Raw genomic sequence first — 17,323 nt, forward strand, 5'->3', positions numbered from 1 at the left:
GGCAACACAACGCCTGAATGAAGGCTGCATAATTCGCAGAAATTAACTCACCGGATTATTTCAGACGAAATGATTATGAAGAATTATGTTTTGCTGGGCGCGTTTCTCATGAGCTTTGCCGGTACAACGATGGCGCAAAGCGTTACCGTCGATGTGCCAAGTGGATACAAAGTGGTAGTGGTCCCTGATTCTGTCAGCGTTCCACAAGCCGTCAGTGTCGCTACTGTGCCGCAAACCGTCTATGTGGCCCCGACTCCTGCTCCGGCTTACCGTCCACATCCGTATGTTCGTCACCTTGCCAGCGTTGGCGAAGGAATGGTTATCGAACATCAGATCGATGACCATCACCATTAATACGAAAATGCCTGATTGCATTGTGCAATCAGGCATTTTTTTTACCCTTCGTGCGAATTTCCTACCTGTTTATTTTTTAAAAAGATAAACATCAGCAGCAGCCACAAAATTCCGTTGGCAAGGTTGAAGAGATTAAACAGACCATTGCCGCCGTTCAGATACGCGTGTTTACTGATCTCAATACCGACAGTGAAAATCAGCATTTGCAACATCCCCATCGCCGCAGAAACCGTACCTTTACTCATATCGCTGGCAAACAACGTCAGACGCACCAGTCCCGCATTCGCCAGACCAATACCAAAAGCATAAATACTTAACCCAGCGGTCATCCACAAATACGCGTGCGATGAGATGACCGTTGCCGCAGCGGCGACCAACAGACCAATCATAATCGGCCAACCGCCCATAATGATCAGCGAACGTACGGTGCGACGCGAGGTCAGTCGCGCCAGCAGTAGGTTCCCCGCAATTAATGCGCCGAAAATGGGAACTTGCAGCAAACCATATTCATAGCTGCTCAACTGCTCGCCGGTTATGATAATAATCGGCGACTGGGCAATCCACGCCAGCAACGGCAGACTAACAAACCCCAGTGCCAGCGCCCCCGCAACAAAGCGACCATTCTTCAGCACCAGCTTGTAGTCACGCCCGAGCTCTTTCAGCGACAGTTTCTCACCTATACGCGTGGCGGTTTCTGGCATGGCACGTTGCAGACCGAAGAAGGAGATCGTTGCCAATGCGGCAAATAATACAAACATCCCTTCCCAGGGCAGCACATGGATCCACGCCGCCCCCACCAACGGGCCGAGTAGCGGAGCAATCAGCGCCACGTTCGCCATCAGCGCGGTGATCTTGATACAAACCGCCTCTTCGAAGGATTCCTGAATTGCGGCGTAACCCACAGCGCCAATGAAACAGAGGCTTATGCCCTGCAAGAAGCGCAACAGCGTGAATTGTTCAATGTTTTGCGCCAGTAATATCGCCAGACAAGTGATGATAAACCACACTACGCCCGCCAGCATCACCGGACGGCGACCAATACGATCCGACAATGGCCCCAGCAGCCACTGTAAAAACATCCCACCCGCAAGGTACGCGGTCATCGAGGTAGGAACCCAATCAATGCCCGCCTGGTACTGTTCCACCACGGCCAACATACCGGGCTGAATCATATCGTTACCGATATAGGTTGAGAATTCGTAGAGCACCAGACAGAGAGGGAAAAGTAATGCCTGACGTCCAAGTCTGGCACCATTAGCTAATCTATTTTGCATGCAATTTCTTCGCCAAGAATAATCGCGCAAAGTTTAATAAAAGCGTGGCTAACGAGAAAGCAATTTTTGCTCCTTAAGCACATTCTTACATTAATCGGCGATTAGATTCTCTTTTTTAAGCTTTATTTAACTACCGCGCGTTACCATTACTTCACGTAATACGGGCCGCTTATGAGAAATAAGACGATGCCGCTTTACCCTGTTTAACATGCACCTTATTCTCACCGCCTTGCCTGACGGCTCCCCATTAAACACCTTATGAGTCTGGAAGTTATGCTGGAAAATCTCAATTACTCATTATTCTCTCTAATTAATGCCACGCCAGATTCTTCTCCGTGGATGATCTCGTTGGCGATTTTTATTGCCAAAGATTTGATTACTGTGGTGCCGCTACTGGTCGGGGTACTTTGGCTGTGGGGACGTACGGCGCAACGGCAGATAGTGATAAAAATAGCGATCGCACTGGCTGTAAGTCTGTTTGTTTCCTGGTGGATGGGTCATTTATTTCCACATGACCGCCCGTTTGTCGAGAATATCGGCTATAACTTCCTGCACCATGCGGCGGATGACTCTTTCCCGAGCGATCACGGCACGGTGATCTTCACCTTCGCTCTGGCATTTTTAATCTGGCATCGTTTGTGGTCCGGATCGCTTCTCATGGTGCTGGCCGTAATTATTGCCTGGTCGCGGGTCTACCTTGGCGTCCACTGGCCACTGGATATGCTTGGTGGGTTGTTGGCGGGAATGATTGGTTGCCTTAGCGCGCAGATTATCTGGCAAGCTGCGGGGGCGGTGCTCTACCAGCGACTGCAATCGTGGTATCGCTTCTGTTTCGCCTTACCGATCCGTAAAGGCTGGGTACGTGGCTGATTTCGGATAAAACGTGTAATATCAGGCGGCTCGCTTCAATAACTATTCAGAGGGAATATGGAAACACGTCGCGAAGAGCGCATCGGGCAATTACTCCAGGAATTAAAACGCAGCGATAAGTTACATCTGAAGGACGCCGCCGCCCTACTTGGGGTTTCAGAGATGACGATTCGTCGCGACCTGAATAACAACAGCGCCCCCGTCGTATTACTCGGCGGCTATATCGTTCTCGAACCACGCAGCGCCAGCCATTACCTGCTAAGCGACCAAAAATCCCGTCTGGTGGAAGAAAAACGCCGCGCTGCGAAACTGGCCGCGACGTTGGTAGAACCCGGTCAGACCCTCTTTTTTGACTGCGGCACCACTACGCCCTGGATTATTGAAGCGATTGATAATGAAATCCCTTTCACCGCCGTTTGTTATTCACTAAATACCTTTCTGGCGCTGCAAGAGAAACCACATTGCCGGGCGTTTCTTAGTGGTGGAGAATTTCACGCCAGCAACGCCATCTTCAAACCTATCGATTTTCAACAAACGCTGAATAATTTTTGTCCGGATATCGCTTTTTATTCCGCTGCGGGTGTACATATCAAAAAAGGCGCAACCTGTTTTAATCTTGAAGAGTTGCCGGTAAAACACTGGGCTATGTCGATGGCGCAAAAGCATGTGCTGGTTGTCGACCACAGTAAGTTTGGTAAGGTACGTCCGGCACGCATGGGCGACCTGAAACGCTTTGATATCGTAGTAAGCGATCGTTGTCCGGAAGATGAGTATGTGAAGTACGCGCAAACGCAGCGTATTAAGTTAATGTATTAATTAAGCATCGCCGGATGACGTCAACGCGCCATCCGGTCATCTAAAGATTAAGAGAACCAGCTACCAAACCACTGATGGAATTTCATCATCACGAAATCCCACATCCGACCAAAGAATCCCCCCTCTTCCACATTCTCCATTACGATCAGCGGACGCTGTTCAATAGATTTACCGTTAAGCTGGAAATCAATGGTTCCGACGACCTGGCCTTTTTTCAGCGGTGCGGTGAGCTGCGGTTCGGTTAATGTATAACTGGCTTTCAGGTTTTTCAGTTGTCCACGCGGAATAGTCACCGATCCGCCTTCGCCAGCACCGAGATTCACTTCACTCTTATCGCCAAACCAGACTCGCTGGGTCACAAAGGTGGCATCAGGTTTAATTGGTGTCACGGTTTCAAAGAAACGGAAGCCCCAGGTGAGCAACTTTTCGGACTCATTAAAACGGATACGATCGGTTTTCGCTCCCAGTACCACAGAGATCAAGCGCATGTCGCCCTGGGTCGCGGAGGCCACCAGGTTGTAACCGGCACCTGCCGTAGTACCGGTCTTCATACCATCGACATTGACATTACTACTCCACAGCAGACGGTTACGGTTAGGCTGGCGAATCTTGTTGAAGGTAAATTCCTTCTCTTTATGAATGGCGTACTCTTCCGGTACATCGTGGATTAACGCTTTGCCCAGCAAGGCCATATCGCGTGCGGTACTGAACTGCCCCGGAGCGTCAAGGCCGTGCACCGTCTGGAAGGTGGTGTTGGTCAGGCCCAATTTTTTAGCATAACCATTCATCAAGCCAATAAATGACTCCTGACTGCCCGCGACGTAATCTGCCAGCGCAATACAGGCGTCATTACCGGACTGAATAATCACGCCTTTGTTTAAATCGGCCACTGAAACCTGATCGCCCGGTTTGAGGAACATCACCGACGAACCGCGCAGCGCCGGATTCCCCGTCGCCCAGGCATCTTTACCGACCGTCACCATATCGGTGAGTTTAATCTTATCGGCCTTGAGCGCCTGCCCAACCACATAGCTGGTCATGATTTTGGTCAGACTGGCTGGGTCCAGTTTCTCATCCGCATTACCTTCAGCCAGCACTTTTCCGCTGGCGTAATCCATTAAAATCCATGCACGCGCATCCACGCTCGGCGCGTCAACGGTCTGTTCCGCCGCGAATGCCGTTGGGGCAAAAAGAAATAAAAATGCAGAACCCGCTGCAAGACCACGAAGGAGAGAGGAGTATTGCGTCATAAATGCCACCCGAGTATCCATTCAAAAAAAATACGTTATATCGCCGTATGATAAGTTCGGTGATTAATAACGCACACACAAACTTAAAGAAACCGTAAGTTGGTAAAGTTTTTAAAGTTTATGCAATATCCTGCCGCTCCGCTGCTTCTGGCGTCATTTTTTTGCCAACTGTTGCTTAAAAGTTAACTTTACTCCACCATCAGAGTCCTGTTCAGCCTGTGGCTGCCTGTGTAAAAAGGGGTGAGTATGATTACGCTGTGGGGTCGGAATAATTCAACCAACGTAAAAAAAGTGTTGCTGACGCTCGAAGAACTGGATCTACCTTATGAGCAAATTCTCGCGGGTCGTGAGTTTGGAGTAAACCATGACGCCGATTTTCTGGCGATGAATCCCAACGGGCTGGTGCCGCTGTTGCGCGACGACGAAAGTGATTTAATTCTCTGGGAATCGAACGCCATTGTCCGCTACCTGGCAGCACAGTACGGGCAAAACCGCTTGTGGATCGACTCGCCAGCACGTCGTGCAGAAGCGGAAAAATGGATGGACTGGGCAAACCAGACGCTCAGTAATGCCCATCGCGGGATCCTGATGGGATTGGTCAGAACACCGCCTGAAGAGCGCGACCAGGCCGCCATTGATGCCAGTTGCAAGGAATGCGACGCTCTGTTTGCCCTTCTTGATGCGGAACTGGCAAAAGTGAAATGGTTCTCTGGTGATAAATTTGGCGTGGGTGATATCGCTATTGCACCGTTTATCTACAATTTGTTTAACGTCGGTCTGACCTGGACACCGCGTCCAAATCTGGAGCGCTGGTATCAACAGCTCACTGAACGCCCCGCAGTGCGTAAAGTGGTGATGATCCCCGTTAGCTAATTATTACGTGGACTTACTTTCAGTAATTCGCCATTGGACTCGTCGGTCAATACGTACAAATAACCGTCGGGCCCAGTGCGAACATCACGAATTCGCTGCCCTCTGTCCGTTAATATGCGGCCATCTTCCGTTACCTGATTGCCGTTGACGCTCATCACGATGACATCTTTGTCTTTTAACGCGCCAATAAATAATTTTTGCTGCCACTGGGGGAATTTGTCGCTGTTATAGAAGGCCATACCGCTCACGGCGGGCGAATCTTTCCAGTAGAAAATCGGTTGTTCGGTACCGGCAACGATTCCCCCTTTCGCTTCCGGTATTTTAAGTCCCGAGTAATTGATGCCCCAGGATGCCAGCGGCCAGCCGTAATTTTTGCCTTTTTCCGGGATATTAATTTCATCACCACCGCGCGGACCATGCTCATTCAGCCACAGCGCATTGCTCCACGGATTCATCGCCATCCCTTGCGGATTACGAATCCCGTAAGACCAGATCTCAGCGCGCATGCCGGATTCCTTTGCAAAAGGATTATCATCCGGGATCTCGCCCTGGTCGGTCAGACGCACCAGTTTGCCCTGTAATTTATCCAGATCCTGCGCCGTCGGGCGCTGATTGTTTTCCCCCAGACCAATAAACAAATAACCTTTGCCGTCAAACACCAACCGTCCGCCAAAATGGTTACCTGTAGAAAGCTTAGGCATCTGACGAAAAACGGTGCGGAAATCCGTTATTTTTGTCAGATCATCGCTCAAACGGCCATAACCTACGGCAGTACCGGCTTTGTCATCATCTCCCTGTTCTGAATAACTTAACCAGATGCGGCGAGACTGGGCAAAATCAGGCGCTAAAGCTACATCCAACAAGCCTCCCTGCCCGTGCGCCCAGACTTCCGGCACACCAGCCAGCGGCGCAGATAATCCTTTTCCTTCTTGCCAGTGGCGTAACTCGCCACCACGCAGCGTGATTAACATACCGTGATTATCGGGTAAAAAGGCCAGCGCCCAGGGATGGTCGAGTTTGTCTTGCAATACTTCGACATTTACCGTTGCAGGCGCCGCCCAGAGAGCGGAAGAAACACAGAAAAGGGTCACAAGGAAAAGAGATTGTCGATGCATAACGCCTCCGGATTGACTCTGGCTTAAAGCGTAGTCAGTCAAAAGCGCAACAAATGCATTTTTACATAAACTTAAACATGAAGGGGGAGATGCATTCTCCCCCTAGTTTTCAGGCCTTCTCAAGCATGGCGTGCTTCTGCAGGCTCTGGATACTCAGCGTTAAGCTCATCAGACAATTTTCAAGCTTATCGGCGTTGACGGTAATAAAATTTGGGCAATCATGATACCCACTCATCAAACATACTGCGGCTGTCGCTAATGCTTCTTCAGCATGATGAAGAGCATCCCACTCTTCCTTATCCAGATGAAGATTCAACCGCAGCGATTTATCGTGCAATTCGCGATGCAGTTTAAAAAAGTTATCTCGTAGATGATTGCTTTCGCTGACGGACATGTATCCTTTGGCCTTCCTCAAATGCACGTATGCAGCGAGGTCAACTTGAGCGTCTTTCAACCGGTTCAGCAGGTCGATTCGCTGTCTGTCAACGAACATACTTCGATCCTCCTCTTTCCAACCTTGTTGCAATTAAATAGTATGGCTATTTTTTGAGCAAAATGCTGTCAAGGATCAATACTTCACATCTTATTAATATTAATTTACATTATTTCTCTTTCCAGTACCTCACATCCCCACGGTGCCAGTTCTAATTGTTGTGAACAAGCCTTGCCCGTTTCCGCCACTCGCCACGCTCCAGGAAGCACAACATTTTGTACATGAGCAGTGTAATTTTGTACAAAAACCCATTCCTGCTCGCCGTCTGTCCGACGCGTTGCAATAACGCCAGCAGGAAGTGCAGTAGCAAGTGCTTTTGGGAGATGAAGTGTGTTGATCAACATCGCGGCAAACGCTTGATGAAATGACGCATCATTACGCGAAGCCACATAGAAAGCACGACCTTGTCCGACGTGATTTACCGTTAACGCAGGTGTACCCGCATAAAAATCCTCACCATAGCGCGCCAGAACCTGAGCACCTTCGGCGTGAATAACCGCACATAATTCCCGTGCCTGCCATTGCCCCTGCAGTCCATACGCATTCGGCTCGCAGATAACTTCGTTATGCTGATAATCATTAAGACTATCAATCTCTTCAGCCCATACGCCCATCAGGTCACGCAACGGGCCAGGGAACCCACCCAGGTGACATAAATCGGTTTCATTGACAATCCCGGACCAGTAAGTGGTAACAAAATTGCCACCAGCTTCGACATAGGCACGAGCACGCGCAGCAAATCCATCGCGAACCATATAGAGCATTGGAGCGATAACTAACTGATAACCCGTAAGATCACAATCAGCATTGATAATATCGACCGCCACGCCCTGCTCCCAGAAAGGTCGGTAATGCTCCACTACCGTTTGTTCGTAGTGGATACCGCAATTGCGCGGCCCGGCAGCATCATTGACCGCCCAGCGGTTTTCCCAGTCGAAAATAATGGCAACTTTGGCCTGCGTTTTCGTCCCAACCAGTTGTTTAAGATGAGCCAGCCGTTGCCCCAGTTGTATGACTTCGCGCCCGGTACGCGTCTCCAGATGACCGACGTGATCAACCACCGCACCATGAAACTTCTCCACGGCACCACGACTCTTACGCCACTGAAAATAGTGCACGCCATCTGCGCCGTGAGCGACGGCTTGTAAGGAAGAAAGAATATTCATTCCCGGCTTTTTCAATTTGCTGGTTGGCTGCCAGCTTGTCTGACTGGGCGTGGATTCCATCAGAATAAACGGTTTATTTTTCAAGGTACGCATCAGGTCGTGATACATCGCGGTTTTACAGGCTACGGCGCGTTCATCTTCCTGTTTGTGCCACATGGGGTAGCTATCCCAACTCACAAAATCAACCACTTCGGCTAATGCCCAGTAGTTGTAGTCATTGAAATACCACATAAAATTGGTCGTCGCAGGTAAATCGGGGCGTTCTGCTTTTAACGGCGCGATTTCCATTTGATAGAACTCTTTTACCTGCGATGTGACAAAGCGCCGCCAATCAAGATTCAAACCGTGGTTGGACATTTCACCTATTGGGGAAGGAGATTCAATTTGTGACCAGTCACTGTATGTATGACTCCAGAAGCCAGTCCACCATGCCTGATTAAGCGCCTCAAGAGTGGTGTAACGCGTCTGCAACCAACGGCGAAACGCCTGTTGGCATCCATTACAATGACACTCTCCGCCATACTCATTACTGATATGCCATCCCAGAACCGCCGGATGATTGGCGTATCGCTGCGCCAGCTTACGGTTAATTTGCGTCACTTTATCTTTATACACTGGCGAAGAAAGGCAGTGATTATGGCGACCACCGTGAAGCATTTTCTCGCGTGAGGCGCTAACTCTCAGAACCTCTGGATAACGAGCAGCAAGCCAGGCGGGTTTGGCTCCGCTTGGTGTTGCGAGGAAGACAGAGATCCCACCAGCATGAAGTTTATCCAGCACCTCATCCAGCCAGTCAAAGCGATACTCACCCTCTGTGGGTTCCAGCATTGACCAGCTAAAAATGCCCACCGACATGGTGTTACAACCAGCCTGTTGCATCATAGCGATATCTTTTTCCAGAATCCCAGGGACATGTAACCATTGCTCCGGATTGTAATCAGCGCCATGAAGTAACCATGGGGCTCTGGGGATGATCGGTGGGTACTTGTCCATGTTGACTCCTGAATTGTTTTAAACAGACAAAAAATGTTATTCGTTCACAATAATGTCATCTAGTAATTTATTGCTTCGTTATGCAAGGAATGTCCGGCAGGAATGTGATCAAGTACGCGTTTTTCCCTTCAAACAGGTTCGTCGGTTCAGCTTACCGGCACTGAGACAGGTGAGCGTGATACGTATGACATTCACTGCGGTATACTGTGACAAATCTTTTAGCCGGGGCGAATATGAAAACCAAAGCTGCAACCCTTGCCGATGTTGCTCGTCATGCCAATGTTTCTTATCAGACAGTGTCGCGGGTGCTTAACAATTCAGCGAACGTGTCTGCTAAAACACGTCAAAAAATTGAACAAGCCATTGCCGAACTTAAGTACGTTCCAAATCGCGTAGCTCAACAGTTGGTAGGGAAAGAGAGCAAAACGGTCGGGCTGGTTACAACTTCACTTGCCCTGCATGCCCCCTCGCAAATTGCGGCAGCAGTGAAAAAATATGCCGGAGAACAGGGATATCAGGTGCTGATATCCATGATTGACGATGTTGATATTAAAGGTATTCAGGCTGCAATTAATGAATTAAAAGCACAACGGGTAACAAAGATTATTATCAACGCACCGCTGGAAACGGCATTGGCTGAAACACTGGTTGCTGAAAACAGCGATGTATTGTGTTTGTTTCTCGACGTGGACCCTTATAGCCCGGTATTTAACGTCACTTTTAATCCCGCAGAAGGTGCACGCGCCAGCGTGAAACATCTTTACGATTTGGGGCATCGTCAATTTTGCTTGATCTCTGGCCCTGAAAATTCAGTACCAGCGCGGCTACGACTCAATACCTGGCGCGACACCCTCGCTTCACTCCAACTGACGCCGCTGGCCATTCATTATGGTAGTTGGGACGCTCAAAGCGGCTATCTGGCGACGTTACAAATGCTACGTGAAACACCACAGGTAACCGCTCTTCTGATCGCCAATGATCAGATGGCATTGGGGGCATTAAGCGCCTTACATCAACAAAAACGTAAAATCCCGCAAGATATTTCTGTCATAGGCTATGACGACACCTATGAGAGTGCATTTTTTGAACCTTCGCTAACGACGGTCGCAATCGACTTTGATTTACAAGGGAAAATTGCCGTTCAACAAATTTTACAGCCGGACGATGAACACGCGATGCTCCGCTCTTCAACCATCCTTCCCAGCCGCCTGGTCGTGCGTAACTCTGCTGGTCCCCTGCACTCACCACAGACTGATCTGATGAATATTGCTGAACACCTTCGCACACTGGCAGATGAGCTAACACGAAAGGCATAAAAGTAATACGTTCTCATAAAAAGATTTAGTGATCTGTTTCGCTAAATCTTTTTTATTATCAGCAATAATTGTGATGTAAATCTCAAACATTCATTTAACACATTGCCTAATCATCGCGGTCAGGGTCAGAGTAAAAATGAAATTGTTAACGTATGACATTTCCGGAGATGCATACCAAAACAATAACCAGTAAGCACAGCTAATGCCTGTGCCAACGGTAAATGACCCAACGCCAGTGATTGAGGATATGGCTATGTTATTGCCCGGTAAACGTAATTATATTTTGCTCAGTATTTTCGATTTTCTGTACCTCTTCGCCTGGTCGGCAACGATGGCATTTTTTGTCATATGGACGACACAGCATCTGGAAATTACCGCCACACGCACAGGATTGCTTTATTCCGTTAATGCTTTCATTGCGTTATTAATGCAGCCGTTCTTCGGTTTCATCTCCGATAAATTTGGTCTTAAGAAACAACTCATCTGGCTCCTCGTCGCATTATTACTTCCCGTAGGCCCATTCTTTATTTATGTGTATGCCCCGCTTCTGGTTCATAACTTCTGGCTGGGCGCTGTTTTGGGTGGCGTTTACCTGGGGATCATTTTTAATTCTGGCTGTGGCGTTCTGGATTCCTGGATAGATAAAGTTTCGCGCCGTTATCATTTTGAATATGGTCGCGTAAGAATGTGGGGCTCTCTGGGATGGGCCGCTGCCGCGTGGATTGTGGGTAAATACATTGATACCAGCCCTAATCTCTCTTTCTGGCTGGCAAGCTGTGCCATTGTGATCGCCGCAATCTGCTTTATGTTTACCAAAATTGAACTGACCGAGGCGGAAATTGAAAAAACCAATTCGTTGAAAGCTATCCATGCGCTTGAACTGGCGAAAAATAGTCAGTTCTGGTTTTTATTGATGTTCACTCTGTTCGTAACGCAAATTTATGACACCTACGATCAACAATTCGCACAATATTTTTCGCTGCAATTCCCGACGCCAGAAGAAGGCAATCGCTGGTACGGGATTCTGGCTTCTGTCCAGGTCTGTGGAGAAACCTTATTTCTCTGTCTGATGCCGTGGTTTGTTAACCGCACTGGCGCCAAATGGGCATTAGTGATTGCCGGGACCATTATGTCGCTACGCATTGCCGGTTCTGCTATCCAACTGGGGCCAGTGTGGATTGCGGCCGTTAAAATGATGCACGCCATCGAAAAACCACTGATCCTGGTGTCTGTGTTTAAATTTATCGCGGCTAACTTTGATCATAAACTCTCTTCGACGGTATACCTGCTGGTGCTTTTTGTGGCATCCATCGCCACGGCAATCTATTCACCCATTGCCGGCTATCTGTATGACACCATTGGCTTTGCTGAAACCTATCTAATCCTGGGGGCGATTGCCGGTTGCTTCACACTTATTTCGGTCTTTACGCTGCGGGACAAATCCAGTAGCCAGCCTGCGGAGGCGCTAACTGAAAACCCAGTAGCATGACAATCATTTGCGCCCCGATATTTGGGGCGTTTTCCTCGCCTGTTGACCAGATTACGATACAAATTTTATCCAGAACTCTGTAGAATCCCTGCCCTGACCTTTCCTGTAACTGAATATTTTTTAAGCTATGAGCAAAGTAACTCCCCAGCCGAAAATCGGCTTTGTTTCCCTCGGCTGTCCGAAAAACCTCGTCGATTCAGAGCGCATTCTTACCGAACTGCGTACTGAAGGTTATGACGTAGTACCGAGCTATGACGACGCAGATATGGTGATCGTCAACACCTGCGGCTTTATTGACAGTGCGGTGCAAGAATCACTGGAAGCCATTGGCGAAGCGTTGAATGAAAACGGCAAGGTGATTGTGACTGGTTGTCTGGGGGCAAAAGAAGATCAGATCCGCGAAGTTCACCCGAAAGTGCTGGAAATCACCGGGCCTCATAGCTACGAGCAGGTTCTGGAGCACGTTCATCACTACGTGCCAAAACCGAAACACAATCCGTTCCTGAGCCTGGTGCCGGAACAGGGTGTTAAGTTGACCCCACGTCATTATGCCTATCTGAAGATTTCCGAAGGTTGTAACCACCGCTGCACCTTCTGCATTATTCCTTCAATGCGCGGCGATCTGGTGAGCCGCCCGATTGGCGAAGTATTAAGCGAAGCGAAACGTCTGGTGGATGCGGGCGTTAAAGAGATTCTGGTGATCTCACAGGATACTTCCGCCTATGGCGTTGATGTAAAACACCGTACTGGCTTCCACAACGGCGAGCCGGTAAAAACCAGCATGGTCAGCCTGTGCGAACAGTTATCGAAACTGGGGATCTGGACACGTCTGCACTACGTTTACCCTTATCCGCACGTGGACGACGTCATCCCGCTGATGGCTGAAGGCAAAATCCTGCCATATCTGGATATTCCGCTGCAGCATGCCAGCCCGCGCATTCTCAAACTGATGAAGCGCCCAGGTTCGGTGGATCGCCAACTGGCACGTATCAAAAAATGGCGTGAAATCTGCCCGGAACTGACCCTGCGTTCAACCTTTATTGTCGGCTTCCCTGGCGAGACGGAAGAAGATTTCCAGATGCTGCTCGACTTCCTGAAAGAAGCACGTCTGGATCGCGTTGGCTGCTTTAAATACAGCCCGGTTGAAGGCGCAGATGCCAATGCTCTGCCGGACCAGGTCCCGGAAGAAGTGAAAGAAGAACGCTGGAATCGCTTCATGCAACTGCAACAACAGATTTCCGCCGAGCGCCTGCAGGAGAAAGTTGGCCGTGAAATTCTGGTGATCATCGACGAAGTGGATGAAGAAGGCGCGATTGGCCGCAGTATGGCTGATGCGCCGGAAATCGACGGCGCGGTCTATCTCAACGGTGAAACCAAGGTTAAGCCAGGCGACATCCTGCGTGTGAAAGTCGAGCATGCCGATGAGTACGATTTGTGGGGTAGTCGGGTTTAATTAATGCCAGGCCGGGCAAATTTATTTTCCCGGCCTGCTATAAACATTATTGCCAGCTAATCTGCGCCCTGCCGTTTTTCTTACTCTTATACAGTCGCTCATCTGCCAGCATTTTCAGCCGTTCAACGGTGGTACATTCATTTGAATGCGCTACGCCGATACTGGTGCTTAAATTAATGCTTCCCACCTGGAAATGAACGATTTCTTTTAATATCGATAGCAACTCTTCCAGCGTTCCACCTGTATAAATCACCGCAAATTCGTCGCCGCCAAAACGATAGACTTTGCCTTTATCCACCGGAATTTGTGATTTAAGGATTTTCACAACCTTAATCAACACTTCATCGCCCAACAAATGACCGAAAGTGTCGTTAATGTTCTTGAATTTATCGACGTCAAACAGGCACAAATATCCGCCTTTTTCCGGCAAGGCTTTTAAGTCTTCGTCAAAGGATTTTCTGCCCATCGCTTTGGTCAGGTCGTCAAGAAACGCTGAGTTATACATACTGTAGAGTTTTTTGACATCCGCCGCCGAGAAGAAAAGCCCACCGTCCAGCACACGGTCAAAATGGTTATTAATAATGGCTTCTTTTTCAACAATGCCCTGATTGATCACTCTGCGTACCAGATAGAGGCAGCTGGCCCCTGATATAACCGCCACCAATGCGGCAAAGAAGATGATCAACGTACATACCTGAAAATAAACGTCTTTTTTATAGGCAAACACATACAATCCTGTCGGCAAATAGGAGAAGTGCTCCATCGCTTCCGAAACAGTGAAGATGGCGTTTTTAGCGTTATATTCATCACCAGTAACCGATTTGCCATTCTTAAAAAGTGAGAACATCAGGTTATCGCTGTCCATTGCCAGTGATTTTGACAGTAAAGAAAAGCGCTCCAGCCCAAGCAAAAATATCAGACTACGATTATGGCTAACCGGGTAGAGATAATAGACGAAGGTTTTACCGTCAAAAGAGATAAACCCCGTATTCTTAACATGCAAATACTTAACCACCTGCATGATATTTGTACAATAGTTATTCTCGTACTCCTTTACCTGAATACACTCATCACTGGAAATCAGATAAGGTCCAACATCATACAAATAAGAAGGAGAAACCGAATCGGCATAGGCTGTGCGTAAGCCAACCAGCAATTGTTCTTCCGTAGGGTTTAGCGTATTGATGAGATCAATTGCCACACTACGCCGATATTCAGCAATATTTGCCACCGCAAAAGCAGTATCAATAACGGACTGTTTCAGGCCATACACCCGTTCTTTCACCATTTGAGTGTAGATCCCGCAGGCAACTGCCGAAATCATAATAAAAATCAGCAGACTGACTGTAAGTACGAATTTATTGATTCTGGACATACCTAAACTACTCTTTTACTAACTTTCCACTTTTATCCCAGGCAGAGAATGGCATAGGCTTCTGGTACAGATACCCTTGGGCCTGAACACAGCCTAATTTGATTAATTCACGCGCAACCTCTTCGCTCTCAACACCTTCTGCAATCACCGGAATCTGGTTATAGCGTGCCAGGTCGAAGATAATGCGTACAATTTTTCCCGCGGTGCCGAAAATATCGCCGGTAAATTGCGAATCTACTTTTATGCTGTCAGGGTTAATTTCATAAAAACGTTTCAGGTTTGACAGCCCTGTGCCAAAGTCATCAATCGATATCCCTACCCCTTGTTTACGCAGTTGTGCAATATTGAGATAAAAATGTTCATTAATTCGTTCGATCACTGTTTCAGTGATCTCAATACAGATACTATTCGCCTGCAGATCATGTTCTTTCATGATAGTTGTAAAATGCTCATGAAAGTGTGGTTCGTTTAGCTGCCAGGGTGACACATTAATATGCAGTAAGAAACCGTCCTTCAGGGTCGCACGCTGGCTAAAATGCCTGAATTCACGCATTGCGGTTTTAATAATTTGATAGCCAAGCTCATTGATAAACCCAATATCTTCAGCAATCGTAACAAACTTCAGTGGTGAGATTATTCCTCGTTCCGCAGAGATCCAGCGGCATAATGCTTCTGCGCCGATAATGTCTCTGGTTTTCATATCAACAATCGGTTGATAGACTAAAAACAATTCACCTATTTCCATTGCATGGCGAATATTACGCGCAATCCAGATATTCTCTTCAATTTCGTTGAGTTTCGCGTCATCACAGAAAATAAACTCAGAGAACATATGGTCACGGATACTGGAAATCGCCAGTTTCAGCTTTTCGGCATAACTCCAGGCGTTTTCACCCTTCAACGGTTCACAAATGGCAGATTTGTGTATGCGCAGATTGCGATAACCAAAGCTGCTGTCGAAATCATTTACCATCGCTATCTTGCGGGTAAACGTCTGTACATTTTCCCGGCACAATAATAAATAGAGATCGGCATTGAATGTCACTATATCGCAGCATTGCGCATATTTCTCGGCAATTCGCTGACACAGTTTCCTGACGATTTTATTGCGTTCCTCGACGCCAAACACAGCTTCGACGGCTTCCAGTCCGCACAGTTTGATGATCCCGACTGCCAGATATTGGCTATTATTAGATTCAATAATCGCCATGTTTTTGATAAAACCACTCTCCTGATCGTAGGAGATTAGCGAGAGCAGTTTATTCGAACGTTCAATTTCGGCATCTTTCATTTCCGCTATGGAATTTTTGATGCTGATAATCTCTTTCGCATCGCCTTCGCGGATTTTCAGCGCCTGCATTTGTTCAGTAGAATCGGGCAAAAACTCCAGCGTATTGACCAGTTCTGTCATTTCGGAAAATTGTCGACGAAACACACGCGTGGTCATTAAGTAAACCAACAGCAGTACGGTAATAATAAATACAAATGGTAGATAAAAGAGTTTATCTGATGCGTTAAATAAATTACCTGTTGGATAATAAAAATATATTTCAAACAACGAGTTATTTGGAACTTCTGATGTTCTTGCGATATATTCCGTGTCGAAAGAATCAATAATGTTATAATTTCCTTCGCTATTATAAATAATCAGTTTTTCACGGGCGAGTTGGTTTTTGGCGATGATCTCATGGCCTTGTTTCAAAAACAGCACTTCATCAGTCGAACTGATTTGATCAAGATATTCATTCAGATAGCGCCAGTTTAAGTCAACATGAATTTTGTTAACCGCCAGTAAGTCACGGTCTTTTCCATTAATTCGTAGGGTAAAAGAGATACACTTTTTCCCTGGTCGATCAAAGCAATTGTAGGCCGGATTCCAACTACTGACCGAGTTGTCTGATGCCACCGACCAGGGCCGCTGCGACGGGTTAAAGTCGGCAAAGATGACGCGTCCTGCCTCATCGACAAGCGGCCCATTTACTTTTTCCTGATGGTAAACAAGGATCTTATCATTCGCCCGACGTGAAAAGAGATAATATTTATTATCATCCAGTACCAATCCTACCGAATCCAGAAATGGCATCATTTCCATTTTCAGAATGACGGCACGTTTAATTTCTTCACTGTTTTTTAATAAATACAACGAGTCCTTTAACGTTAAGGCAGAACGCTCAATATCTTTAAAAAAATAACCTACGTTTTTTTGAATAAGTTCAAAGCGGCTATCGGCACGTTTTACCGCCCTTTCCGATACCAACTGATAGTTAATGATGAAAAAAAGACCAATAAATGACAGCGTAGCCAACAAAAATAAAATAATCAGTCTTATCTTTATCTTTTCGTATAAACTAAGCATGTTAATACACGTAACAAAATAACTATCAGTACGCTGCCCTGCTGCATAAATAGACTTTTACAGCAGCATATTTACCCAATTACCTGATTCTACAAAATCGGCAGAAAGTTACAACATTTGCGTATAGCAA

Annotated in this window: 14 protein-coding genes; 7 read left to right on the top strand and 7 right to left on the bottom strand. The window is 47.4% G+C overall.

All coding sequences use genetic code 11. The annotated features are described in order from the left end of the window. Positions 1-69: 69 nt before the first annotated feature. Positions 70-354, top strand: a complete 285-nt coding sequence (gene ybjH / locus FEK43_RS07925; RefSeq protein WP_130259746.1) for a protein YbjH — start codon at positions 70-72, stop codon at positions 352-354. A gap of 41 nt (positions 355-395) precedes the next feature. On the opposite strand, the gene mdfA is transcribed toward ybjH, so the two are convergent. Continuing rightward, a complete protein-coding gene (gene mdfA, locus FEK43_RS07930) occupies positions 396-1,628 on the bottom strand; it encodes a multidrug efflux MFS transporter MdfA (protein WP_135406260.1) in 1,233 nt (410 codons plus the stop codon). A gap of 273 nt (positions 1,629-1,901) precedes the next feature. On the opposite strand from mdfA, the gene ybjG reads away from it, so the two are divergent. Continuing rightward, entirely contained in the window at positions 1,902-2,498 is a 597-nt protein-coding gene (ybjG, locus tag FEK43_RS07935; RefSeq protein ID WP_135406299.1) for an undecaprenyl-diphosphate phosphatase, read from the top strand. A 57-nt stretch (positions 2,499-2,555) separates the two neighbouring features. Next, on the top strand, positions 2,556-3,314 hold the full coding sequence (gene deoR / locus FEK43_RS07940; protein WP_130259747.1) for a DNA-binding transcriptional repressor DeoR: 759 nt from the start codon (positions 2,556-2,558) through the stop codon (positions 3,312-3,314). Between the two features lie 47 nt (positions 3,315-3,361). Here the strand turns inward: deoR and dacC are convergent, their stop codons facing one another. Continuing rightward, positions 3,362-4,564 carry a serine-type D-Ala-D-Ala carboxypeptidase gene (dacC, locus tag FEK43_RS07945; protein ID WP_130214756.1) on the bottom strand — a complete coding sequence of 401 codons (1,203 nt, stop codon included), beginning with the start codon at positions 4,562-4,564 and terminating at the stop codon, positions 3,362-3,364. A gap of 246 nt (positions 4,565-4,810) precedes the next feature. On the opposite strand from dacC, the gene gstB reads away from it, so the two are divergent. Continuing rightward, positions 4,811-5,437, top strand: a complete 627-nt coding sequence (gstB, locus tag FEK43_RS07950) for a glutathione S-transferase GstB (RefSeq protein ID WP_130222154.1) — start codon at positions 4,811-4,813, stop codon at positions 5,435-5,437. Here the strand turns inward: gstB and FEK43_RS07955 are convergent. The 3 genes from FEK43_RS07955 to FEK43_RS07965 all read right to left on the bottom strand — a co-directional run bounded on the left by FEK43_RS07955 (position 5,434) and on the right by FEK43_RS07965 (position 9,204). Continuing rightward, a complete protein-coding gene (locus tag FEK43_RS07955; RefSeq protein ID WP_135406259.1) occupies positions 5,434-6,552 on the bottom strand; it encodes a PQQ-dependent sugar dehydrogenase in 1,119 nt (372 codons plus the stop codon). The two genes, gstB and FEK43_RS07955, sit on opposite strands and share 4 nt — an antisense overlap. A gap of 109 nt (positions 6,553-6,661) precedes the next feature. Further along, a complete protein-coding gene (gene bssR / locus FEK43_RS07960; protein ID WP_130259751.1) occupies positions 6,662-7,045 on the bottom strand; it encodes a biofilm formation regulator BssR in 384 nt (127 codons plus the stop codon). Between the two features lie 104 nt (positions 7,046-7,149). Then, entirely contained in the window at positions 7,150-9,204 is a 2,055-nt protein-coding gene (locus tag FEK43_RS07965; RefSeq protein ID WP_138158500.1) for a beta-galactosidase, read from the bottom strand. A 233-nt stretch (positions 9,205-9,437) separates the two neighbouring features. Between FEK43_RS07965 and FEK43_RS07970 the strand changes: the two genes are divergently transcribed. The 3 genes from FEK43_RS07970 (at position 9,438) to rimO (ending at position 13,462) form a co-directional block, all read left to right on the top strand. Beyond that, positions 9,438-10,520: a LacI family DNA-binding transcriptional regulator gene (locus tag FEK43_RS07970; RefSeq protein ID WP_131162159.1), complete on the top strand. Its 1,083-nt coding sequence runs from the start codon at positions 9,438-9,440 to the stop codon at positions 10,518-10,520. 253 nt (positions 10,521-10,773) lie between these two features. Beyond that, a complete protein-coding gene (locus tag FEK43_RS07975; protein WP_130259824.1) occupies positions 10,774-12,009 on the top strand; it encodes an oligosaccharide MFS transporter in 1,236 nt (411 codons plus the stop codon). Positions 12,010-12,136: 127 nt separating this feature from the next. Then, entirely contained in the window at positions 12,137-13,462 is a 1,326-nt protein-coding gene (rimO, locus tag FEK43_RS07980; protein ID WP_130205175.1) for a 30S ribosomal protein S12 methylthiotransferase RimO, read from the top strand. A 46-nt stretch (positions 13,463-13,508) separates the two neighbouring features. Here rimO and FEK43_RS07985 read toward each other — a convergent pair whose 3' ends face one another. Next, complete coding sequence (locus FEK43_RS07985) at positions 13,509-14,837, bottom strand: GGDEF domain-containing protein (protein ID WP_130205173.1); 1,329 nt, start codon at positions 14,835-14,837, stop codon at positions 13,509-13,511. A gap of 7 nt (positions 14,838-14,844) precedes the next feature. Next, positions 14,845-17,193 (bottom strand): EAL domain-containing protein, encoded by a 2,349-nt coding sequence (locus FEK43_RS07990; RefSeq protein WP_138158502.1) that lies wholly within the window; start codon positions 17,191-17,193, stop codon positions 14,845-14,847. Between the last annotated feature and the right edge of the window lie 130 nt (positions 17,194-17,323).

The sequence above is a fragment of the Escherichia sp. E2562 genome (assembly GCF_005781075.1).
Lineage (GTDB): Bacteria > Pseudomonadota > Gammaproteobacteria > Enterobacterales > Enterobacteriaceae > Escherichia.